Here is a 22,897-nt window from a genome sequence, read left to right as displayed (position 1 = left end):
TAGACTGGCTTCCTATGAACCCGACCCGATCTACCGTCATCGCCGCGGCGGTCCTCGTCGCCGCTGGTGGAGCGGTCGCCGGGGTCGCGCATGCCCAGCCCGAGCCGGCCCCGTCGCCGACGCCGTCCACCTCGGTGTCCGCGCCTGCCACGCACGACCCGTCGGCGGGGGCGCCGGGCCCGGCGGCTCAAGCCACTCCGGCTCCCGAGGGATCGCCGGAGTCCGAGGCGCCGGCTGTGCCACAGACCTCCATCGACGCCGACGGCACCTACAAGGTCGGTGTCGACATCGTGCCGGGCACCTATTCGACGGCGGGCCCCATCACCGACGGTGTCTGCTACTGGAAGCGCACCAGCGCCGGGGAGCTCGCCGACAACGCGCTCACCAAGAAGCCGCAGGTGGTGCAGATCAAGGCCGACGACACCACGTTCACCACCAACGACTGCCAGCCCTGGCAGCTCACCAACGCCGCGCCCCCGCCCCAGCCCGGCCCGCAGGACCTGCTCGGCCAGCTCGGGGCGTTCATCGGCTCGGGCATCCTCAACGGCGCGCCGCCCTCGTAACCGCCGCCCGTACGCTGGCCACGTGGACGCGGCGCAGGGCAGCGTCGACGTGCCTGCCGATCTCGACGCGGTGACGGCCGTCGGCGAAGAAGATCATTCGGGGCTCGACCCTGCGTCGGTCGAGCGGATCTGGCAGGCCGCGCGGCACTGGTATGCGGCCGGTATGCATCCGGCGATCCAATTGTGCTTGCGCCACCACGGCAAGGTGGTGCTGAACCGGGCGATCGGGCACGGCTGGGGTAACGGCCCTTCCGATCCGCCGGATGCCGAAAAGATCCCTGTCACAACGGAAACCCCGTTCTGCACCTACTCGGCGGCCAAAGCGATCACCTCAACGGTGGTGCACATGCTCGTCGAGCGGGGGTGCTTCTCGCTCGATGACCGGGTCTGCGACTACCTGCCCAGCTACACCAGCCACGGCAAGGACCGCACGACCATCCGGCACGTGATGACCCACAGCGCAGGCATTCCCATCCACACCGGGCCGCGGCCGGACCTCAAACGCATGGACGACAGCGGGTACACCGTCGCGCAGCTGAGCGAGCTCAAACCGCTGTACCGGCCCGGGCTCGTGCACATCTATCACGGGCTGACGTGGGGTCCGCTGATCCGCGAGATCGTCGGCGCCGCCGCGGGCCGCAACATCCGCGACATCCTGGCCACCGAGATCCTCGAACCGCTCGGGTTCCGGTGGACGAATTACGGTGTTGCACCCGAAGATGTTTCCGCGGTCGCGCCCAGCCACGCCACCGGTAAGCCGCTGCCACGGCCGGCCGCCACGGTATTTCAGTTGGCCGTCGGCGGATCGCTGTACAAGATCATCCCGTTCACGAACACCCCGATGTACCTGACCAGCGTGCTGCCGTCCTCGAACACGGTGTCGACGGCGTTGGAGCTGTCCCGCTTTGCCGAATTGTTGCGCAGGGGTGGGGAACTCGACGGTGTGCGGGTGCTGCGGGCCGAGACGTTGCGGGCGGCGACCGTGCAATGCCGGCGGCTGCGGCCCGATGTCGCGGTCGGTTTGGCGCCGCTGCGGTGGGGCACCGGCTACATGCTCGGGTCCAAGCGGTTCGGGCCGTTCGGGCGAGATGCGCCCGACGCGTTCGGCCACACCGGGCTGACGAACATCGCGGTGTGGGCCGATCCGCAACGCGCACTGTCCGCGGGGCTGATCAGCAGCGGTAAACCCGGGCCGCATCGAGAGGCCAACCGCTATCGGGCGCTGCTGAACCGGATCACCGCGGAGATCCCGCGCGGCTGATCACCCGAACGGGGAGTTCTCCCGCACCCCGCGGTAGATGCCGCGGCGCACGATCCACGGTTGCAGCAGCCGCTCGATCGACCAGGCCGGAAACCGGAACGCCTGCCCCTTCGGCGTGAACACCTCGAGGCCGTCGGGTTGGACGCCGAGCACCGAACCCCATCGTCGGGTCGCGGGCCGGAAAGCCCGCTGCTTCCCGCCCGACAGTGTGGCGCGAATGTTGTGTGCCAGTAGTCCATCCGCGCGGTTACGCGCCGAACTGCGCAACGGATCGGTGGCCGCGACGTCGCCGATCGCGAACACCCCGTGGTGGCCGGGCACCGTGAGCTGCGCGGTGACCCGGACGAAACCGTGCTCGTCGAGGATGTCGGCGGGCAACCATCCGGTGTTGGGCACAACCCGTCCGATCGTCCACAGCACCGCGTCCGCGGAGGCCGGCGGTTGGCCGGTGCTCCACCGGACCGGGCCGGTGGTGATGTCGTCGCAGGCGAAACCGTCGGGTACCACGGCGCGGTGCCCGCCGTGCAGTTCGACGTTCAGCTCCGCCAGGCGCCGACGCACGCGCTGCCACACCCGCGGATGGTGGTGGGTCAGCGCTTGTTGGCCGGGAAAGTACAGCGCGACATGCTTGGTCGGCCACGTCCTCGCCGCATTGGCGGCGCTGCTGACCGCCGCGGCGCCGCCGCCGATCACCAGCACGGATCCGGCGGCGGCCAACCGCTCGTGGCGGTCACGCAGGTCGGCACGCACCTGGTCGGCCGACTGCAGACCGGGCATGCGCCAGAAGCCGTTGCTCACCCCCGTCGAAATGACCAGTGCGTCAAAGGGTTCGGAGATGGGGCCGCCATCTTCCCGCTGGGCGAACACCTTTCGCGCTGGCAGGTCGACGCCGGTCAGGGTGGCGTGGAGGGTTTCGGTCGTGTCGAGGCCACGGAACCTGTCGAACGGGATCCAGTAGTCGCGCGCCCACTCGTGGGGCCGGCTGAGCCGGGCGCCGAGTTCCTGACCGCTGACCAGACCCGGTTTGGCGGAGATTCCGACGACGTCGGCGTGGCGCGCCAACCGGATTGCGGTGAGGACCCCGCTGTCACCGAGGCCGGCGATGACGACCCGGGGCCGGCTCACCGCTGCGGTGCGTCGAGGCGCACCCGGTACATCGACGGCCATTTCTTGCCGGTCAGCAGGTACTCGTCGGCGCCGATGTGGGCGATGCCGTTGAGCACCCGCTGGCCGTCACCGGCGTGCCCCGGCCACAGCCCGGCCGCGTTGACGACGGTGTTGACCTTTCCCGACGCCGGATCGATCCGCACGATCATGTCGGTCTGCCACACGTTGGCCCAGACCTGCCCGTCCACGCATTCCAGCTCGTTGAGGCTGGCCTGCGGGAGGCCGTCGCGGGTGACGGCGACCGAACCGGTTTCGGCGAACGTCACCGGGTCATGGAACCGCAGCCGGTCGGTTCCGTCGCTGCGGACGAGCCGGTCGCCATCGCGTTGGTCATCGTGGCAGAGACCCCAGCCCTCACCCTCGACGGGCACCTCCCGAACGGGTGTCAGGGTCGCCTTGTCCCATTCGACGGCGACACCGTCGCGCCAGGTCAGCTCCCAGATCCGAGCACCGACGACGGTGATGCCCTCGCCGTAGTAATCGTGCGGTGCGGGTGCGGCGCGCAGCACCGCGCCGGTCGCGGGGTCGAGTTGGCGCAGCTGTGAGGCGCCCGCGATGCCGGTGCCCTCCCAAAGCGCCGGGCCGTCGAACTCCAGCCCCTGCGTCCACGCCGCCGGGTCATGCGGCACCTCTGCCAGCACGACGGGGGTGATGACCGGGACCGGGCCGCCGTCGGCCGCGGGCTGGCTGTCGGCGCGGGGCGCCGAGTGACCGCAACCGGCCGCCACGAACAGCACAAGCGCGATCAGCCAGGTGACAGGCCGCCGCGCGGCATCCGATACGCCCATAGGAGCTAATACCTACCCCAGCGGCCGCCGTCGTGCGTCAGAAACCGCGACCTCACGGCAGTACCGCGTCGATCGCCCGGTAGATGCGCTGCTCGCTCACCGGGCGCGGCGTGCCGAGTTGCTGCGCCCACAGGCTCACCCGCAGTTCCTGGATCTGCCTGGCGATGTCGCGGACGTCGTCGGCGGCCGCGCGCGTCGGTGACAACGCGGCGACGAGGTCGTCGTAGGCGTCCCGCACGGCGTGCACCCGCTGCATCCGCTCCCGGTCGGCGCCGACGGCGTGCGGCAGCCGGTCCAGGCGTCTGCCGATCGCGGTGAGATAGCGGGTCAGATCGGCCAGATGCGCCGCGCCGGTGGCGGTGACGAACCGGTCGGGCAGCAGCGCGTCGAGCTGTGCGCGGATGTCGGCGATCGCATCGGCCTGCGCGGGACCGGGCTCAGCGGGTATGGCGAGCTGGACGTCGTGTGCGGCGGCGAGCACCTTTTGCACCCGGGCGACAATGTCGCCGGTGGTGCGTTCGAGGTTGGCGGTGACGCGGTCCCGCAGGGCGGCGAACTCGGCGCGCGTCCACGCCGGTGCGGGCGTCAACACGTCGATCGCGGCGTCGGTGCAGTCCTCGAGCAGGGCCTGCAGCGAACCGTCGGGGTTGGCGCCCAGCACCAGGCGGGTGCGCGGATCGAGTTGGCGCTCCAGTGTTTTGACCGGGGACGGTACGGCCAGCCGCAGCAGTCGGCGGGTGCCAGGCCCCATCGCGCTGTTCTGCTCGGCCGGTGATGCGAACACGTGCACGTCGACGGCCACGCCCGCGTCCACCAGCGCCGGATAGCCGCGCACGGTGTCGCGCTCAACGGTGCGGGGCAGCTCGTCGAGGTCGTCGGGCCAGCCGCGCAGCCCGCTGCGTTCGAGTTCGCCGGCGACCGCGTCGGCGACGGCTTGGCGCACCGGCCCGGCCAGTTCGTGCTGCAGCGCGTCAAGGTCCTTGCCCCGCGACAGCTCGGTCCCGTCCGGGGATTCGACGGCGAACGTCACGCGCAGGTGCGACGGCAGCTTGTCCAGGTCGAACGCGTCGATCGGCACCAACACGCCGGTGCGCCTGTGTAGTTCGCGCTGCACGGCGTCCAGCAGCGGCCCGTCGCCGGGGGTGATCGCACCCAGGATGGCGCGTGCGGTGTCCGGCGCCGGAACGAAGTTGCGGCGCAACGGTTTCGGCAATGCCCGGATCAGCGCGGTGATCAGCTCTTCCCGAAAGGCCGGTACCTGCCAGGCGAATTCGTCGCCGCCGAGGCGGGCCAGCACCTCGACCGGGACGTGCACGGTGACGCCGTCGTCTGCGGCGCCCGGCTCGAACCGGTAGCTCAGCGGCAACGCCAGATCGCCTGCCCGCCACGCATCGGGTTGTTCGGCGGCCTCGTCGGTGCGCAGCAGATCCTCTCGGGTGAAGGTGAGCAGGTCCGGCGTCTTGTGCCGTTGTTTGCGCCACCACGCGTCGAAGTGTTTGGCCGACACCACCTCTGCGGGAATGCGGGCGTCGTATAAGGCGTAGATCTCCTCGTCGCCGACCAGCAGGTCGCGCCTGCGCGCCTTCTCCTCGAGCTCCTCGAGTTCTTCGCGCAGCCGGGCGTTGTCCCGGAAGAAGTGGTGGCGGGTCTGCCAGTCGCCTTCGACCAGCGCGTGGCGGATGAACAGCTCACGCGCGAGTTCCGGCTCGATCTGCGAATAGCCGACGCGTCGGCGCGGCACGAGCGGCAGCCCGTACAGGGTGACCCGTTCGTAGGCCATGACCGCGCCACGCTGGGCGTCCCAGTGCGGCTCGCTGTAGGTGCGCTGCACCAGATCGCCGGCGACCCGTTCGACGGTCTCGGGCTGGATGCGCGCGGCGATGCGCCCGTAGAGCCTGCTGGTCTCGACGAGGTCGGCGACGACGACCCAGCGCGGCGGTCGTTTGGTGAGCACCGAGCCGGGTGCCAGCACGAACCGTGAGTTACGTGCGCCCTGAAACTCCCTGGCGCCACGCCCTTTGGCCTCGTCGCGCAGACCGATGTGCGACAGCAGCCCGGCCAGCAGCGCGGTGTGCACCTGCGCCGGGTCGGCCGGTTCACCGGATTCCCTGATACCCATGTCACGGGCGATGCCGCGCAGTTGGCCCACCAGATCCTGCCATTCGCGGATCCGCAGGTAGTGCAGGAACTCGTCGCGACACATCCGGCGAAACGCGTTTCCGGACAGCTCTTTTCGTTGGTCACGCAGATACCGCCACAGGTTGAGGTAGGACACGAAGTCCGAGTCCTCGTCGGCGAACCGGGCATGTTTCTGGCGGGCGGCGTCCTCGCGGTCGGCGGGCCGCTCCCGCGGGTCGGGGATCGACAGGGCCGCGGCCAGCACCAGGATCTCGGCGACGCAGCCCTCGGCGTCGGCCGCCAGGATCATCCGGCCCAGCCGCGGGTCGACGGCCAGCTGCGCCAGGCGCCTGCCGATTGCGGTGATCTTGCCGTCGCGGTCGAACGCGCCGAGTTCCTGCAGCAGCTGGACGCCGTCGCGGATACTGCGCCGTTCGGGCGGGTCTAAGAAAGGGAAGCTTTCGATCTCACCGAGATTGAGCGCGGCCATCTGCAAGATCACCGCGGCCAGGTTGGTGCGCAGGATCTCCGGATCGGTGTAGCGGGGCCGCGCTGCGAAATCCTCCTCGGAGTACAGCCGGATGCACACCCCCGGTGCGGTGCGTCCCGACCGCCCGGCGCGCTGGGCGGCCGAGGCCTGCGAGATCGGTTCGATCGGCAACCGCTGCACCTTGGTGCGTCTGCTGTAGCGCGAGATCCGTGCGGTGCCCGGGTCGACGACGTAGCGGATGCCGGGCACCGTCAGCGACGTCTCGGCGACGTTGGTGGCGAGCACGACGCGGCGCCCGGGATGCGGTGCGAACACGCGCTGTTGTTCGGCGGTCGGCAGCCGGGCATACAGCGGCAGCACCTCGGTGTCGCGCAGCAGCCCGCGCAGAACTTCTGCGGTGTCACGGATTTCGCGTTCGCCGGACAGGAACACCAGGATGTCGCCGGGCGGCTCGGCTTCGAGTTCGGCGATGGCGTCGACGATGGCCTCGGTCCGGTCCCGTATCTCGGTGCGCACCACCTCGTGGTCCGGGTCGTCGGGGTCGTCGGCGTCCTCGGTTTCCAGCGGCACTTCCAGTGGGCGGTAACGGATCTCGACGGGATAGGTGCGTCCGGAAACCTCGACGATCGGCGCACCGCCGCTGTGCTCAGCGCCGCCGCTACATCTATTTTCGGCACCGCCGAAGTGCGCGGCGAACCGCTCGGGCTCGATCGTCGCCGAGGTGACGATGACCTTGAGGTCGGGCCGGCGCGGCAGCAGCTCGCGCAGGTAGCCGAGCAGGAAGTCGATGTTGAGACTGCGCTCGTGGGCTTCGTCGAGGATCAGCGTGTCGTAGCGCAGTAGCCGGCGGTCGCGCTGGATCTCGGCGAGCAGGATGCCGTCGGTCATCAGCTTGACCAGGGTGCGGTCGCTGGCCTGGTCGGTGAACCGCACGGTGTAGCCGATGGTTTCGCCGAGCGGGGTGCCCAGTTCGTCGGCGATGCGCTGGGCGACGGTACGCGCGGCCAGCCGCCGCGGTTGGGTGTGCCCGATCGTGCCGCGGATGCCGCGGCCGAGCTCCAGGCAGATCTTGGGCAGCTGGGTCGTCTTACCCGAGCCGGTCTCCCCGGCGACGATGACCACTTGGTGGTCGTTGATGGCCCTGGCGATCTCGTCGCGCCGCTCGCTGACCGGAAGGTCCGGGTAGGTGATGGCGGGAACCGCCGCGGTGCGGGTGGCCACCAGCGCCTCTGCCGCGGCGAGCTGCTCGGTGAACCGGGCGAGTTCCTCCGGCCCGGCGTCGCGAAGGTGCTTCAGCCGCCGGCCCAGCCGGGCGGCGTCGCGCATCGTCAACCCGTCGAGGCGGGCCCGCAGTTCGGCCGACGAAATCGACGAAACGGCGTCATCTGGTCGCACTTTGTCGCCCATTTGTCCCTTTGGGCGAAAATCAGGTGGCGTCCGGCGCCCAGTACGCGAGCATCTCCGCGAACGTCTCGAACGCCGGGGCCGATACCCCGTACGTCGCCTCGAGGTGGATGCTCAGCGGGAAGCCCAGCTCGGCGACGCCGTCGATCACCCGCTTGTACAGGTCGACCATCAGCTTGCGCTTCTCGCTCGGGTCGGTGCCGGCCAGCCGCTTGACGAACTCCTGCTCCTCGGCGACGGCGGCGTTGCCGGGGTCCTGGATCAACCAGTGGATCAGCCCGACCTTGCTCTCCATCTTCGGCACGAACCCGAACGACAGCAGGATCTCGGGCCGATGGTCGGTCGTCGCGGCGAAGTCCCGCAGGAACCCGACGATCGCATCCGAGTACAGCAGCTGGGTCATGCCGTAGGTGGCGCCGCGGTCGCATTTGAACGTGAACCGGCCCTGCTCGCCATCGCGGGTCGGGATGAGGATCGCCCCGCGGTTGGGCACCACGTCGGCGAACAGCGACAACGCGTCGGTCGGCGCAACCCCGCCGCCTTCACCGTCGGCCATCGTGCGCGGCACTCCGACGAACGCGATGCCGTCGAACCCGGCGCCGGACAGCTCGGCGAGCCGCTGCCGAAGCGCCGGTTCGTCCAGGAACGAGGTGACCTGCGTGCACAGCCCGTTGACGCCGGGCAGCTCGGGTTTGAGCACCGACCAGAAGTCGAGCACGTCGAGCTTCGGCTTCATCTCGACGGGCCGGTCGTCGTCCTCCTCGATCATCCCGGGGATCATCACGTGCCCGATACGCCCGTCCAGGCCCGTCTGCGCCGAGTACCGCAGCACCTTGTGCGCGTCTTCGCGCGCCTGCTCGTGTCCGCGGTCCACGTTGGGCGCCACGAGCTCGAGCGCGATGGTGTTCAGCGTCACCGGGCTCTCCTCAATCACTATCCGCGCCCCTCCCCCGGGAGCCTCACCATACAGACCGCAAAGATACGGCCGCACAGACGCCGGGACGGCCGTAGCTCTCAGCCGATTCCCAGCGCACGGTTACCTCCGTGCTGCCTGCGACAGGTACCAACGGAGTCATGACACCCGGACGTAAAGGCCTGGACACCGCAGAAGGTGTTCTCATCGCACTTCGCCAATGCACCGTCGACGAGGCGTTTCGCGAGATGATCCGCGCCGCCCAGCAGCATCAGGTACCGCTGTTCACCCTCGCCGACGCGCTCGTCACGGCGGCCAGCGGCCATGCGGAGTGCCCGAACACCGCGGCCCGCGCCGCGGTGCTGGCCGAGTGGGGGCCGCTGTTGACCACACCGGAGCGGTTCACCATCGGTTGACACCAGGGTGACGGAGCCCCGGCCGCTCGTACTGTGGACAGGGTGAGCATCGCACCGCCCGGCCCCAATCAGTCGGTGGCCTTCGCCGGCCACTACGCGAGCACCCTGCCCGAGTTGGCGGTCCGCTGGCAGGCCGACGCGGCGCCGGACCCGCGGCTGCTGGTGCTCAACGAACCGCTGGCCGCCGAACTCGGTATCGACGCCGACTGGCTGCGCGGCCCCGAGGGGCTGCGGCTGCTGACCGGCACCCGGGTTCCCGACGGCGCCACCCCGGTCGCGCAGGCGTACGCCGGTCATCAGTTCGGCGGGTTCGTGCCCCGGCTGGGCGACGGGCGCGCGCTGCTGATCGGTGAGCTCACCACCGCCGACGGCGAACTGCGCGACCTGCATCTCAAAGGCTCAGGAGCCACCCCGTTCGCCCGCGGCGGCGACGGGCTGGCGGCGGTCGGGCCGATGCTGCGCGAGTACGTGATCAGCGAGGCGATGCACGCGCTGGGCATCCCGACCACCCGGTCGCTGGCCGTCGTCGCGACCGGGCGCACGGTCGCCCGGGAGACGCTGTTGCCGGGCGCGGTGCTGGCCCGGGTCGCGAAAAGCCACCTGCGGGTCGGCACCTTCCAGTACGCGGCGACGACCGGAGACCCCGCGTTGGTGCGCCGCCTGGCCGACTACGCCATCGCCCGCCACCACCCCGCCGCCGCCGGCGCCGACAACCCGTATGTGGCGCTGTTCGACGCGGTGATCGCCGTGCAGGCCGATCTGGTCGCGCGGTGGATGCTGGTCGGTTTCGTGCACGGCGTGATGAACACCGACAACACCACGATCTCCGGGGAGACCATCGACTACGGCCCGTGCGCGTTCATGGAGGCCTACGACCCGGAAACGGTGTTCAGCTCGATCGACTCCTGGGGCCGCTACGCCTACGGCAACCAGCCGACGATCGCCGGCTGGAATCTGGCCCGGCTCGCCGAGGCGCTGCTGCCGCTGTTCGCCGACGACCAAGAACAGGCGATCGCGATCGCCCAGGACCGCCTCGAGGGCTTCAGCGTGCGGTTCCAGCAGGCGTTGACCAGCGGCATGCAGGCCAAGCTGGGGCTCACCGGCGATCCTGCGACGCAGGCGCCGCTGATGAACGAGCTGCTCGAGCAGCTCGCGGCCAGCCACGTCGACTTCACTTCGTTCTTCCGGCACCTGGGCTCCGCGGCGCGCGGTGACACCGAACCGGCGCGCCGGCTGTTCGTCGACCTCGCGGCGTTCGACGCGTGGTTGACCCGATGGCGCGCGGGTGATCCCGACGCCGAACTGATGGGCCGGGTCAACCCCGTCTACATCCCGCGCAACCACCTCGTCGAGGAGGCCCTGACCGCGGCGACCGACGGGGATCTGGCCCCGACACGGCAGCTGCTGGCCGCCGTGACCACGCCCTACCAGGAACGGTCCGGGCTGGAGCGCTACGCCGAGCCCGCGCCGGAGGACTTCGGGAGATACCAAACCTTCTGCGGGACGTGACCTGCGGCCTAGACTGCCGAGCATGGGTTTTCTGCGCCGCTCGGTGACTGCTGTACTTTTCACGGCCGCCGTGGCGGCCGCCCCCCTCTCGCCGGCCGTCGCCGTGGCCCAGCCCGGCAACGTCGGGTGCGCGCCGGGTGAGACCGGCGTCATCTACGGCTGTTCGCCATTCTGCGTGCCGGGCAAGGCGCTCGACGTCAATACCGGGTTGTGCGTCCCGGCGCCGCCGCCGTTCCCGCATCCGCCGGTCCAGTAGCGCCGGGGTTTCCGCCGCGCCGTCTGCGGTAACTCGTGGGCGGTGTCCGATCAATATCAACTACGCCGCGCCCTGCTGCAGGAGCTGCTGTGGGCGTACGGGCCGTGCGGCCAGGAGCAGGCGGTGCGCGAAATCTGCCGTCGAGAGCTCGAACCGCACGTCGACGAGGTGTGGATCGACCCGGCCGGAAACCTGATCGGTCTGATCCGCGCAGACCATCGCGGCGACGACGGGCCGGCGACCCGGGTGATGGCCCACCTGGACGAGTTGTCGATGCTGGTCAAACGTGTCGAGAGCGACGGCACCGTGCACCTGACGCCGTTGGGCACGATGTACCCGGGCAACTTCGGGCTCGGCCCGGTGGTGTTGCTCGGTGACCGTCAGACGGTGTGCGGCGTGCTGACGTTGGGTTCCGAGCACACCACCAAGGAAAGCCTGCGGATCTGGGAGACCAAACCCGACCAGGGCGACAAATCGCTGGACTGGATGCACGTCTACGTCTTCACCGGCCACACCCCCGAGGAATTGACCGACGCCGGGGTGCAGCCTGGCACCCGGGTGTGCATCGACCGCAGCAAGCGCACGCTCGTCGACATCGGCGACGGCTACCTGGGCAGCTATTTCCTCGACGACCGCGCCCCGGTGACCGCGCTGCTGGAAACCGCGCGTGTGCTGCACGACCGCCGCCCGGCCCACGACGTGTACCTGGTGTTCACCACCAGCGAGGAGATCGGCGGCGTGGGCGGCTCCTACGCCGGCCGGATCCTGCCCGGCGACCTCACCATCGCGCTCGAGGTCGGCCCGACCGAGGCGGAGTACGCCACCTCGGTGCGCGGCGGCCCGATCGTCGGATACAGCGACGAGCAATGCGTCTACGACAAGGACGTCGCCGACGCGTTGATGGGCATCGGGCTGGACCTGGGGCTGTCACCGCAGGCGGCGGTGCTCGGCGCGTTCGAATCCGACGCCTCACACGCCAAGAGCACCGGGCTCACCCCGCGCGCCGGGTTGCTGTGCGTGCCGACGCTGAGCACCCATGGCTACGAAGTCATTGCCCGCCAAGCGATTCCGAATATGGCCCAGCTGCTGACCGAGTTCCTGGTGCGGCCCGGCTAGCCGTACTGCGCGGCGATATCGGGTGAGTCCAACCAGCCGGCATACGCCGGGCCTTGTGGCCAGCCGTCGGGTGAGTCCTGCCAGTCCTCCTGGCGACCCCACGGCAGCAAATCGATGAGCGGGAACGTGTGGCTGAGCTGTTCGGTGCCGCGGCCGTTGGTGTGCCACGTGCGGTACACCTGGTCCTCGCCCGACGGACCCGTCGCGCGTAGGAACACGTTGACCCCGAAACCGCCGCCGGGCGGGGCGTCGACGTCGGCGCCGAACGGGCTCAGCGACGACGAGTACCAGTCCATCCGGTTGCCCACCTTGTCGCGATACGCCAGCGCCTCCTCGATCGGCCCGTTGGTGACGATGACAAAGCGGGCGTCGTAGTTGTCGAGGAACTCCAGCCGGGTGAACTGGGACGTGAAACCGGTACAGCCACCGCACTGCCACTGCGCGCCGTCGGTCCACATGTGGTGGTAGACGATCAGCTGCGAGCGCCCCTCGAACACGTCGGCCAGGCGCAGCGGCCCGTGTTCGCCGATCAAGGTGTAGTCGGGCATTTCCACCATGGGCAGCCGCCGGCGCTGGGCGGCGATCGCATCCAGCTCACGGGTCGCGGCCTTCTCCCGCGCGCGCAGCTCGTCGAGGGCCGCACGCCAGGTGTCGTGGTCGACGACGGGCGGCATCGCGGCGTGTTTGGTCATCGGTGCGCCTCCTGCTCGTGTCATACAGGTTATGACCGGCTCAGCGCGCCAAACTCATCGTCGGCCTCTTCCCGGGCGGCCGGCGCGGGATGCAGCCACGCCGCGATGTTGCGAACGTAATCCTTGAAGACGGCCAGCCGCGCCGGGTCGGCGGTGATCTGCGCACCGGGCGGTTCGGACACGAACGACGGCGCACCGCACGCGACGTCCCAGTTGTAGTCGGCGAAGTGATGAAAGGTCGACTCGGCCAGCGCGCGGCCCATCGGTCGCCCGTCGGGACCCGGTTCGCCGTCCAGCGCGACCGCGAGGTTGAACCGACGATCGGTGGCCGCGCTGCGGCCCTGGGCGACCATGGTCGCAAACGGCACCTCCGCCGACACCGCGCCTTCGTGCGGGTGCGCCGGAAACCATTCGATGCGCCCGCTGGCGGTGCGGGCGGTCCGCAGCAGTTCGTGCACCGGCCCCGCGGTGAAGACGGGTTGGTAGTCGCCGTTGGCGCCGGAATGGTAGTTGGGCCACGAGATGGTCGGGGTGTCCCGGTCGTCGCACAGATGGCTCCGGTCGACGTTCGGGTCGTGGAACAGGTTGATGCGTCCGACCGATCCCAGCCGCAGCAGACAGCAGCCCAAATCCTGGTGGTCGCGGGCGGTGAGCACACCGCCGCCGTTGCACCGGAACCTCACGATGGCGTCGGCGTCGGCGGCGCTCAGGCCGTTGCCGACGTCGACAGCCATCAGCCACACCTGATCGAAGCCCAGGTCGTCGACATGGCTCAGCACGGGATCATCCCCGTCGCCTGCCCGGTTGCGCGCCACCACGTCGTGGCCGGCAGCCCGTAATTCGTTGGCCAGCAGCGCGAACCGGCTGATGTCCCAGTCGTCGTAGTTCTCCGGAATCGTGGTCTGTAGAAGGATTCTGGACATCGCGATCAGCTCCGGCCAACGCGTAGGTGCTCGCGGGCGGCAAGTTCCTCGTCGTCGACGAGAACGATCATCGGCTGATCCGGCGCGCAGAACATCGTGACCACGAACCGGCTCGCGATGTCGTCGCGGTGGTTGGCGTCCGAATAGTGGATGACGTCGCCGCCGGGTTCCCAGAACGCTTCACCGGCCCTGAGCACCCGCGGCGGCTCACCCTCGAGCTCGAACAGCATCTCGCCTTCGAGCATGTACCCGAACGCCGGTCCGCCCGGGTGCCGGTGCGGCGGGGCGCCCGCGCTGCCGGGCGGGTACTCGACGACGACGGTCATGGCGTGCGCGGCGTCGGATATGAGCGGCGCCTTGGTCTCTTGCACCACGGTGAACGCCGTCTGCCAGGACGGGTCGTATTCCTTGGACATCGGTTCTCCTCCTTCAGATTGCGCTGCCGCCGCCGTCGGCGTGCAGGGTGGATCCGGTGATGAAACTCGCGCGGGGCGAGGCGAGGAAGAGCACCGCGTCGGCGATCTCCTCGGGATCGGCGGTGCGGCCCAACGGCAGCGAGCGGCCGAGTTCCTCGTTGGTTTCGCCCCACTCCGCCGCCACCCCTTCGGTTTTGGTGGGACCGGGTGCGACGGCGTTGACGCGCACGCCGTACCTGCCGAACTCGGCGGCCCAGGTGCGGGTCAGCGACTCGACGGCGGCCTTGGAGGCGCTGTAGGTGGATGCGCCGGGAACGCCTTTGGACGCGACCATGCTGGTGACGTTGACGATGCACCCGTGCCCGCGTTCGAGCATGCCCGTCACCAGACCGGCCGCCAGGAAGTAAGTGCCGCGGACGTTGGTGTCAAACGTCTTCTCGAACGAGGCGACGTCTTGTTCGATCGTCGGGGCGCCCGGGAAGCTGGCCGCGTTGTTGATCAGGATGTCGACGTCACCGGCCTGGCGGACAAGGTTTTGCACCGACTCCAGATCCGAGAGGTCGGCCCGGATGAAGCGGGCGTTCGCGCCGATCTGCTCTGCGGCGGCCTGGCCACGGGTGCGGTCTCTTCCGGTGATGATGACCGAGGCGCCTTCGGCCGCCAGCAGCGCCGCGCAGGCCCGGCCGATTCCGGCGGTGCCACCGGTGACCAGCGCCGTGTAGTTGGTGAGTTCCATTTGCATTCCCTTCTCAGGCGATACGGGCTGGGGCGGGGGCCAGGGCGATGCGCAGCCGGTGGCGGGCCCGTGACACCCGCGACATCACGGTGCCCATCGGGATGTCCAGCAGCTCGGCGGTTTCGGCGAAGGTGTAGCCCTGGATGTCGGCGTAGTAGACCGCCTGACGAAAACCCTCGGGCAGCGCGTCCAGGGCCGTCTTGACGTCCGTGTCGGGCAACGCATCGAGCACTTCGGCTTCGGCGGACCGATGGACCAAGTCGTGCTCGGTGATGGCCGCGACCGAAACCTCCACGGGGCGGCGTTGTTTGCGGCGGTGCGTGCTGACCCAACGGTTGTAGAGGATCCGGAACAGCCACGCCTTGAGGTTGCTGCCATCGCGGAAGGTGTGAAAGCCCGCGTATGCGTGCAACAGGGTGTCCTGCAGCAGGTCGTCGGCGTCGGCTTCGCTGCGGGCCAGCCGGCGCGCGCGCCGCGCCAGGACGTCGAAGTGCGGTTCGGCTTCCCTGGCGAAGCGGGCCGCCAGTCCGTGCTCCGGTTCGGCTGCGCCGCCTGCGACGACTTTCATGCTGACCTCCGAGGTTGGCGTACCTGTCGAGATCAGACTTGTCGGCCCGCGGACCAACCGAACCCTTGGTAATCCGTAGTCAGTGGTCCGTAGTCCGTAGTCCGTAGTGGCGACGCTAGCTAGCCCACGAGACTTTGCGCAGCTGGCGGCGCGAGGTGACGCCGAGCTTGACGAACACCTTGCGCAGATGCCACTCGACGGTGTGCGTGCTGATGAACAGCTGTGCGCCGATCTCCTGATTCGTCAGCCCCTCGCTGGCCAGCCGCGCGATCTGGGCCTCCTGAGCCGTCAGCGCATCACCGGAGCCGCCGGATTTCCTCCGTGTCTTCTCGCCGGTGGCGGTCAGTTCCCTCCGGGCGCGTTCAGCGAACGCCTCCGCGCCCATCCGGGTGAACATCTCGTGGGCTTGGTTGAGGTGGGTGCGGGCGTCGACGCGGCGGTTCATCCGGCGCAACCATTCCCCGTAGCGCAGATGCGTGCGGGCGAGGAACACCGCGATACGGGTGCGCTCGAGGCGTTCGATCGCGTCGGTGAACAGGTCGTCGGCCTGATCGTCGTCGGCCAACAGCGCTTGTGCGCCGGCCAACATGCCCAGCCCCCAATCGGTTCCGCTGCCACCGGCGTGTTCTTCGAGACGCTGCAGCGCCGCCGCAGCGGCCTGCTGTTGGCCGGTGTGCACCGCGGCTTCGATCAGTTCGGTCAGGCACCAACCGAAGAAGCCGAGATCTTCGAACTCGCATGCCCGCCGCGCGCTGACGAACGCGTCCTGGTACCGGCCGAGCCCGTTGTAGAGCACCGCGGCGAGGTAGCCGGTCAGTCCGAGCACGCGGCCCTCCCCCCTGGCGGTGGCCTCGGCGGCGGCCGACTCGAGCAGGCCTGCGGTCCCCGGGCTTCCCCGCCACACCGCCAGCGACAGGGCGTGGTATCGGAGCGGGGCGTACCCCGTCGACGCGGTGATCGACGCAGCCTCTTCGATAAGCGTTGCCGCCGTGGTGAATTCACCCGCCAGAACGTGTACGCCTGCGCGGTAGGCAAGGGCGGGCGGAAGGACGGCCAGTGCGCCGGCATCGCGGGCCTGCCGGACGACGTCGCCGGCCAGCTGGTGGTAGAGCTCGTCGTCCCACAGCTCGCCGGTGGCCGACTCCTGAACGATCGCCAGCCCCAACGTCATCCAGCGCAGCGCCTGGCCCGCGTCCCGATGACCGCGTGCGCACATCAGTTCCAGCGCGGTGCGCATCGCCTCGGCGCCGGCCCGCGGGCCGCCGGCGATCCGGTCGGCCATGCCGCTGAGCAGCAGATCGATGGGGCGGTGCAGCTTGGGCACTCGGCGCACCGCAACGCATGCCGCGTCGGCCACGGCCGTCATCGCCGTCGGCTCACCGAGCCGGCCGGCGTACATGGCGGCGGCGAGCGCTTCGAGGTAGGCGTCGCGGGCCAGTTCGTCGTCGAGGTCCTCGAGGCGCCGCGCCGCGTCGAGCAACCGCGTGGCGGGTTCCCGCAGCGACGGGGCCCCGACGTCACCGCCGCGGCTGCGGGCGAACTCCATCTGCGCACGCAGCCGCGCCACCTGAGCGCGCTGCAGCTCGGACAGGGGTCCCAGTTCGGCGACCGCGAGCAGTTCGTGGGCGGCCGCCGGTGCGGCGGCCTGCCATTTGGCCTGCGCCGCTGCGATCGCCCGCGCCACGCGCAGCGCCGGGTCCGACGTCATCCCCGTCGCACGCTCGAGAAACGCGGCCGCGGCGGCCACGCCGCCCCGGGTCTGGGCCCGGTCGGCGGAGGCTTCCAGTTCGGCGGCCACCGCGTCGTCGGGTCCCGCGGCGGCGTTTGCGGCGTGCCAGGCTCTGCGGTCCGGGTCGAGCTGCGGATCGGTGGCCTCGGCCAGCGCACCGTGGATGGCCCGGCGGTCGGCCAGGTCGGCGGCCCGGTATGCGGCCGATCGCACCAGCGGATGATGGAACCGCATGCGCGCGCCGAATTCGATCACCCCGGCGGCCTCGGCGGGACCCAACGCGTCGACCGGGATGTCGAGCTGCGCGGCCACCCGCAGAAACAGCGCCACGTCACCGACCGGTTCTGCCGCCGCGACAAGCAACAACCGGCGGGTGTCGGCGGGCAGGACCTGAATTCGGCGGACGAACCCTTCTTCGATCTGCCCGGCCGACGGCCGCACGCCGGGGTTCCAGAACCCGCCCGCGAGTTCGGTTGCCGAGACGTTGCGGGGCACCTCCAGCAGCGCCAGGGGGATGCCTCTGGTCTCGGCGACGATGCGGTCGCGCACCCGCTCGTCGATCGGGCCCATGACGACGGAGTCCAACAGGGCGTGCGAGTCGCCGATCGACAACGCGCCGATCGCAAGTTCCTCGAGCCCGGTCAGCGTCTCGGCGCTGCCTGACCGGGCCGCGAAGATCAGCGCCACCGGCTCGGCCATCAGCCGCCGCGCCACGAACGCCAGCGTCTGCACCGAAACCTGGTCGAGCCATTGCGCGTCGTCGATCAGGCACAGCAGCGGTTCGTCGTTGGCGGCGGCGGCCAGCAGGCTCAGCACGGCCAGGCCGACCAGGAAGCGGTCCGGTGTCGGTCCCACCCCGCGGCCGAACGCCACACCCAGCGCCTCGCGCTGCGGCTTCGGCAGGTCGTCGGCGTACGCCATCAGCGGTGCGCACAGCTGCTGAAGGCCGGCGAACGCGAGCTCCATATCGGACTCCACACCGGCCACATGGACGCGGCGAAGGTCCGAGGCCTGTGCGGCGACGTAATCGAGCAAGGCGGACTTGCCGACACCGGCCTCACCGCGCAGCAGCAGCACCCGGCTGGTTCCGGACGTGACGTCGGCAAGCAGGCTGCGCAGAATGTCGCACTCGGTGACGCGACCGAGCAGGCGCTGTGCACCGCCGCCGTCCGTCATAGCGGAATTGATAGTAGCCCTGCTTGTACCGCTTCACAGCGCCAACAAGGGCACGCCCGGGACAGCTAGTCGGTGATGAAGGTGACCGTCTCGTCGAGCGGGGCGCGGCCCGTGCGGGGCGAAGCCAGTGCGACGTCCTGGTAGCCGATGGACATCCCGCAGAAAAGGATCAGCTCGGCCGGTGGCTTCACCACCTCGGCGACCGTCGTGCGAACCTGCGACCAGGCCATTTGCGGACAGCTGTGCAAACCCTCGGCACGCAGCAACAACATGACGGTCTGCAGATACATGCCGGCATCGGCCCATTGCGGCGCGCCGAGGTCGCGGTCGATGTAGCAGAACAGCGCAGCGGAGGCGCCGAAGCAGTCCCAGTTCGCGATGGCGGCCCGCTGCCGTGCCTCCCAGTCCTCCCTGGCGATGCCGAGCGCGCTGTAGCGCTCTTTGCCGAACGCCGACCGACGTTCGGCGTATGGGGATTTCGGCTTGGGCGGGTACATCTCGTACTGTCGCTCGTCCCATGGGTCACCCGCGGCCACCCGTTCCACGGCGAGCTTCTTGAGCTGGGCCAGCGGTGCGCCCGTCACCACGAACACGCGCCACGGCTGCATGTTCGACCCGGACGGCGCCCAGGCCGCCGCGGTCAGCACGCGTTCGAGGGTCTCCCTCGGGACGGGCCGGTCGGTGAAGCCGCGAACCGCCCGTCGGGTTCTGACGGCCTGATAGACGTCCATGAAGCGCGCCCTCCTCCCACGATCGCCGAAGCTCGGCAGCTTCCTGGCAACCAGAAACGGACGGCGGGCCGCAATCTCATCCCCTGGCCCGGAATTCTCACCCTGGACATGGTGTTACGCAGACTAGGCTGGGTTCAATCTAATGTACTCAGCTCGGAGGTCGCGGCGATGAGCGGGTCACCGGAGTACTTGGTCACCGGCGCCGGTGGCGCCATCGGCGGGGTCAGCAGTTCGGTTGTCGAGTTGCTGGTCGAACGCGGCGCCGACGTACGGGCGCTGGTGCATTCCGACAGCGAGCGCGCCGATGCGCTGCGCGCGCTGGGCGCGCAGGTCGTGGTCGGCGATCTCACCGAACCCGCCGACGTCGTCTCCGCGATGCGCGGGGTGCGACGGATGTTCTTCAACATGGGCGTCTCGTCGCGCTATCTGGAAGCCACTGCGATCGCCAGCGCCGCTGCCCGCGATCACGGCGGTCTCGACACCATCGTCAACATGTCGCAGATGACGGTTTCGCAGATGACGCTGACCAGCACCGGAGAATCCCGTCAGCACCGGCTGCACTGGCTGGCCGAACGGGTGCTGGACTGGTCCGGTCTGCCCGTCGTACACGTTCGACCCACGGTGTTCATCGACAACCCGCTGTTCACCTTCCTGAACGCCGAGTCGGTTCGCGAACGCCACACGCTCGCGCTACCGTTCGGTGACGGCCGGACGTCGCCGGTCGCCGCCGCGGACGTCGCAGCGGTGGTCGCGACGCTGCTTGCCGAACCGCAGAGCCATCACCAGCGGATCTACGAGCTCACGGGCCCAGACCTTCTCGACATCGACGGTCTGGCGCAAAGCTTCGCCCGTGGCCTGCATCAACAGGTGACCGGAGTCGACGTCGCGCACGACGAATGGGTCGAGCACACCCTGGCGCGCGCCGGGCTGGCCCCACACGTCCACCAGCACATCGCCACCATGGCGCGCCTTCATCGGGCCGGTCGGTACAGCCGGCTCACCGACGACGTCGAAGCGGTGACGGGCAGGCCCGCGGTGTCCGTCGAGCGGTACATCGCGACACACCCTCAGAAGTTCGGTGCGGCGCCGCGAAGTTGACGTCGTGACGAAATACCCAACTTGGCGAACACCTTTCGGAGATGCCAGTCGACCGTGTGCGCGCTGATGAACAACTGCGCGGCGATCTCGGAGTTCGTCAGACCGTCACTGACCAGCCGGGCGATCTGAGCCTCCTGGGCGGTCAGCGGCTCCCCCGACCCGACCGGGCGGCGACGCACCTTCTCCCCCGTCGCCGCAAGCTCCCGGCGCGCCCGCTCGGCGAAGGCTTCTGCACCCATGTCCACGAAGAACTCGTGAGCGCTTCGCAATTGGGCACGGGCATCGGCGCGCCTGTTGCAGCGGCGCAGCCATTCCCCGTAGACGAGCCTTGCACGCGCCAGCTGCACGGCTATCCTGGTGGCGCCGAGCCGTTCGATCGCCTCGCGATACAGCGGCTCGGCCGAACCGTCGGACGCCAGCAGCGCCTTTGACCGGGCGAAGATGCCTCGGGCCCAGTCGGTTTCACTGGCGAGCGTGCGCTCTTCGAGCGCCGCGAGTGCCTTCATCGCCGCCGACTGCTCGTCACTGCGGGTCGCCGCCTCGATCAGCTCCACCAAGGACCAGCCGAAGAGACCGAGATCTTCGTGGTCACAGGCCCTTTCACCGGCGACCCGCGCGACGTCATATCGGCCGAGCCCGTTGTTGAGCACGGCGGTGGCGTAGCTGGCCAAGCCGGCCAGCCGACCGTCGCCGCGGGCGGTCGCATCGGCGGTCGCGGCGTCGATCAGCTCCATCGCTTCGGCTTCGACACCACGCCACGCGGACAGCATCAGCGCAGGGAACTTGACCGGGACGTATCCGGTTGCGGCCGTGATGGCGTCGGCCTCGGCGAGCAGTTCGGACGCCGTGGCCAGTTCGCCTGCCTGTACGTGCACCCCCGCACGGTAGGCCAGCGTGACCGGAAGAACCGCCAATGTGCCTGCGGTGCGGGCCATTCGGACCGCATTGGTGGCCAGGTAGTGCCACATGTCGTCGTCCCACAGCTCGTGTACGGCCGACTCCTGGGCGACGGGAAACGCCAGCCACAGCCAGTTCATCAGCTCCGGGCCACCGCGGTCGATCTCGGCGCGCAGCAGGTCCAGCGCGACGCGCAGGGTCGGCACGCACGCCGCGTGGCCGTCGGTCACCCGCGTCGAGAGACCCTCCAGCAGCAGGTCGATCGGCCGCGGCGGCTGCGGACCCGGTGGAGCCAGCCGTGCCGGCTCGGCCACCTCCACCGCTCCTCCGAGCGGACAGAGCCTGCCGCCGTGCATCGCGGCACCCATGGCTTCCAGATACGTTTCGCGCGCCAACCGGTCGTCGAGCGTTTCGAGCCCTTTTGCCGCGTGCAGCAGACCCACCGCGGTGTCGGAGACCGACTTCGACGTTTCGCCACCCCGGCTCTTGGCGAAGACGATCTGGGCCTGCAGCCGCGTCAGCCGGGCGCGCTGCAGCGCATCCAACGGTGCGGTCGCCGCGACGGTGAGCAGTTCGTCTGCGCCGTCGAGTGCCGCCGCGTCACGCTTGGCCTGGGCCGCCGCGAGTGCGCGCACACCGCGAAGCGCCGGATCCATGGTCAGTTCGGTGGCGCGTTCGAGAAAGGCTGCCGCGGCGGCGATTCCACCGCGGGCCTGCGCACGGCCCGCCGACCGTTCGAGTTCGGCCGCCACATCTTCATCGGGTCCGGCCGCGGCGTTGGCGAGGTGCCATGCGCGACGGTCGGGATCGGATGCGGGATCGGTCGCTTCGGCCAGCGCCTGATGAACGGCCCTGCGCTGCTCGGGGTTCGCGGCGCGGTAGGCGGCAGAGCGCACCAGCGGGTGGCGGAACCGCACCGAGGTGCCGATGTCGATCAGCCCGGCCGCTTCGGCGGGCGCGGCCGCGTCGAGGGTGTCCCCGAGCCGTTGCGCGGCCCGTATCAATAGCACGGCGTCGCCGACCGGTTCGGCCGCCGCGGTAAGCAGCAGCCGCTGGGTCTGCGCCGGAAGCGACTCGATGCGGCGCACAAAGGCCTGCTCGATCTGGCTGTCCAGGGGCCGCGCATCGGGACGCCCGAAGCCGCCTGCCAACTCTGCTGCCGGCAGGTCGCGCGGAAGCTCGAGCAGGGCCAGCGGATTGCCGCGTGTCTCGGCGACGATCCGGTCACGCACCCGCTCGTCAAGACGTCCGGGGATGACCGAATCGAGCAGCGCGCGAGCGTCATCGGGCCGCAGCCCGCCCACCGCCAGGGTGGGCAGGCCGCTCAACTCGTCGGCGGTGTTGTCGCGCGCCGCGAAGACCAGCGCGATCGGCTCGGCCAGCAGACGGCGGGCGACGAACGCGAGGGTCTGCATGGAGACCAGGTCCACCCATTGCGCGTCGTCGACCAGGCAGATCAGCGGCTGGTCGCGGGCCGCGGCGGCCATCAGGCTCAACACCGCCAGGCCGACCAGGAAGCGGTCGGGCGCCGGGCCGGCGCTACGACCGAACGCGGTGCCCACTGCGTCGCGTTGCGGCGTGGGCAGCGCATCGCTGTGGTCCAACAGCGGCGCGCAGAGCTGCTGCAGCCCGGCGAACGCGAGCTCCATCTCCGACTCCACGCCCGCGGCCCGCAGGACGCGGAAGCCCGGGACATGATCGGTCACATATCCCAGCAGCGCACTCTTGCCCACGCCTGCCTCACCGCGCAGAACCAGGACCTGGCTGCGTGCGGAGCGGACCGTCGCGATCAGGCGGTCCAGGGTCGCGCATTCCTCACGTCGGCCGGGTAGGGGACGCGCCGCATCGTTCTTCGCCACGTGGACCACCGCATCTGAGGGTTTACGCGAAAACGATACCGGCTTGCTGGCATCGTCCACGGTCAAACGTG

General features: G+C 69.8%; 19 protein-coding genes. 7 read left to right on the top strand and 12 right to left on the bottom strand.

Going from position 1 to position 22,897, the window contains the following annotated elements; all coding sequences use genetic code 11:
• The first annotated feature begins 14 nt into the window (after nt 1-14).
• Together K3U96_RS01050 and lipE are read left to right on the top strand one after the other, a co-directional pair.
• The gene (locus K3U96_RS01050) at nt 15-563 is read left to right on the top strand and encodes an Rv1352/Rv1906c domain-containing protein (protein WP_069405775.1); all 549 of its coding nucleotides are present in this window, start codon (nt 15-17) and stop codon (nt 561-563) included.
• 22 nt (nt 564-585) lie between these two features.
• The gene (lipE, locus tag K3U96_RS01045) at nt 586-1,824 is read left to right on the top strand and encodes a lipase LipE (protein ID WP_220691789.1); all 1,239 of its coding nucleotides are present in this window, start codon (nt 586-588) and stop codon (nt 1,822-1,824) included.
• Here the strand turns inward: lipE and K3U96_RS01040 are convergent, their stop codons facing one another.
• From K3U96_RS01040 to K3U96_RS01025, 4 genes are read right to left on the bottom strand one after another with little or no spacing between them, the layout of a single operon-like run.
• A complete protein-coding gene (locus K3U96_RS01040) occupies nt 1,825-2,949 on the bottom strand; it encodes an FAD-dependent oxidoreductase (RefSeq protein WP_220691788.1) in 1,125 nt (374 codons plus the stop codon). It abuts the gene before it with no gap.
• Nucleotides 2,946-3,779 carry a glutaminyl-peptide cyclotransferase gene (locus K3U96_RS01035; RefSeq protein WP_084223270.1) on the bottom strand — a complete coding sequence of 278 codons (834 nt, stop codon included), beginning with the start codon at nt 3,777-3,779 and terminating at the stop codon, nt 2,946-2,948. The genes K3U96_RS01040 and K3U96_RS01035 overlap by 4 nt, the downstream gene beginning before the upstream one ends.
• Before the next feature lie 52 nt (nt 3,780-3,831).
• Nucleotides 3,832-7,794, bottom strand: a complete 3,963-nt coding sequence (gene hrpA, locus K3U96_RS01030; RefSeq protein WP_220691787.1) for an ATP-dependent RNA helicase HrpA — start codon at nt 7,792-7,794, stop codon at nt 3,832-3,834.
• Nucleotides 7,795-7,813: 19 nt separating this feature from the next.
• Nucleotides 7,814-8,707: a mycobacterial-type methylenetetrahydrofolate reductase gene (locus K3U96_RS01025; protein ID WP_069405771.1), complete on the bottom strand. Its 894-nt coding sequence runs from the start codon at nt 8,705-8,707 to the stop codon at nt 7,814-7,816.
• Nucleotides 8,708-8,865: 158 nt separating this feature from the next.
• Between K3U96_RS01025 and K3U96_RS01020 the strand changes: the two genes are divergently transcribed.
• The 4 genes from K3U96_RS01020 to K3U96_RS01005 are packed head-to-tail and all read left to right on the top strand — an operon-like array spanning nt 8,866 to nt 12,001.
• Nucleotides 8,866-9,120 carry an ANTAR domain-containing protein gene (locus tag K3U96_RS01020; protein ID WP_069405770.1) on the top strand — a complete coding sequence of 85 codons (255 nt, stop codon included), beginning with the start codon at nt 8,866-8,868 and terminating at the stop codon, nt 9,118-9,120.
• Nucleotides 9,121-9,168: 48 nt separating this feature from the next.
• The gene (locus K3U96_RS01015) at nt 9,169-10,629 is read left to right on the top strand and encodes a protein adenylyltransferase SelO (RefSeq protein ID WP_220693349.1); all 1,461 of its coding nucleotides are present in this window, start codon (nt 9,169-9,171) and stop codon (nt 10,627-10,629) included.
• A gap of 22 nt (nt 10,630-10,651) precedes the next feature.
• Nucleotides 10,652-10,885 carry a hypothetical protein gene (locus tag K3U96_RS01010; RefSeq protein ID WP_220691786.1) on the top strand — a complete coding sequence of 78 codons (234 nt, stop codon included), beginning with the start codon at nt 10,652-10,654 and terminating at the stop codon, nt 10,883-10,885.
• 42 nt (nt 10,886-10,927) lie between these two features.
• Nucleotides 10,928-12,001: a M42 family metallopeptidase gene (locus K3U96_RS01005; RefSeq protein WP_220691785.1), complete on the top strand. Its 1,074-nt coding sequence runs from the start codon at nt 10,928-10,930 to the stop codon at nt 11,999-12,001.
• Here the strand turns inward: K3U96_RS01005 and K3U96_RS01000 are convergent.
• From K3U96_RS01000 to K3U96_RS00970, 7 genes are all read right to left on the bottom strand, one after another.
• On the bottom strand, nt 11,998-12,693 hold the full coding sequence (locus tag K3U96_RS01000) for a DUF899 domain-containing protein (protein WP_220691784.1): 696 nt from the start codon (nt 12,691-12,693) through the stop codon (nt 11,998-12,000). The two genes, K3U96_RS01005 and K3U96_RS01000, sit on opposite strands and share 4 nt — an antisense overlap.
• 29 nt (nt 12,694-12,722) lie before the next feature.
• Entirely contained in the window at nt 12,723-13,616 is an 894-nt protein-coding gene (locus K3U96_RS00995; protein ID WP_110917338.1) for a hypothetical protein, read from the bottom strand.
• Nucleotides 13,617-13,621: 5 nt separating this feature from the next.
• Nucleotides 13,622-14,032 carry a cupin domain-containing protein gene (locus K3U96_RS00990; protein ID WP_069405765.1) on the bottom strand — a complete coding sequence of 137 codons (411 nt, stop codon included), beginning with the start codon at nt 14,030-14,032 and terminating at the stop codon, nt 13,622-13,624.
• Nucleotides 14,033-14,045: 13 nt separating this feature from the next.
• Complete coding sequence (locus K3U96_RS00985) at nt 14,046-14,768, bottom strand: SDR family NAD(P)-dependent oxidoreductase (RefSeq protein WP_069405764.1); 723 nt, start codon at nt 14,766-14,768, stop codon at nt 14,046-14,048.
• Nucleotides 14,769-14,781: 13 nt separating this feature from the next.
• Nucleotides 14,782-15,336 (bottom strand): sigma-70 family RNA polymerase sigma factor, encoded by a 555-nt coding sequence (locus K3U96_RS00980; RefSeq protein WP_069405763.1) that lies wholly within the window; start codon nt 15,334-15,336, stop codon nt 14,782-14,784.
• Nucleotides 15,337-15,451: 115 nt separating this feature from the next.
• Complete coding sequence (locus K3U96_RS00975; protein WP_220691783.1) at nt 15,452-18,241, bottom strand: helix-turn-helix transcriptional regulator; 2,790 nt, start codon at nt 18,239-18,241, stop codon at nt 15,452-15,454.
• A 65-nt stretch (nt 18,242-18,306) separates the two neighbouring features.
• A complete protein-coding gene (locus K3U96_RS00970) occupies nt 18,307-18,972 on the bottom strand; it encodes a nitroreductase (RefSeq protein ID WP_069405761.1) in 666 nt (221 codons plus the stop codon).
• 168 nt (nt 18,973-19,140) lie between these two features.
• On the opposite strand from K3U96_RS00970, the gene K3U96_RS00965 reads away from it, so the two are divergent.
• Nucleotides 19,141-20,070 carry an NAD(P)H-binding protein gene (locus K3U96_RS00965; RefSeq protein WP_220691782.1) on the top strand — a complete coding sequence of 310 codons (930 nt, stop codon included), beginning with the start codon at nt 19,141-19,143 and terminating at the stop codon, nt 20,068-20,070.
• Here the strand turns inward: K3U96_RS00965 and K3U96_RS00960 are convergent.
• Nucleotides 20,040-22,835 (bottom strand): helix-turn-helix transcriptional regulator, encoded by a 2,796-nt coding sequence (locus K3U96_RS00960; RefSeq protein WP_434085133.1) that lies wholly within the window; start codon nt 22,833-22,835, stop codon nt 20,040-20,042. The genes K3U96_RS00965 and K3U96_RS00960 overlap by 31 nt on opposite strands.
• Nucleotides 22,836-22,897: the final 62 nt, after the last annotated feature.

The sequence above is a fragment of the Mycolicibacterium holsaticum DSM 44478 = JCM 12374 genome, from assembly GCF_019645835.1.
Classification (GTDB): Bacteria; Actinomycetota; Actinomycetes; order Mycobacteriales; family Mycobacteriaceae; genus Mycobacterium; species Mycobacterium holsaticum.
Note: the sequence above shows the minus strand (reverse complement) of the source record. Positions and strands in the feature narration are given on the sequence as shown.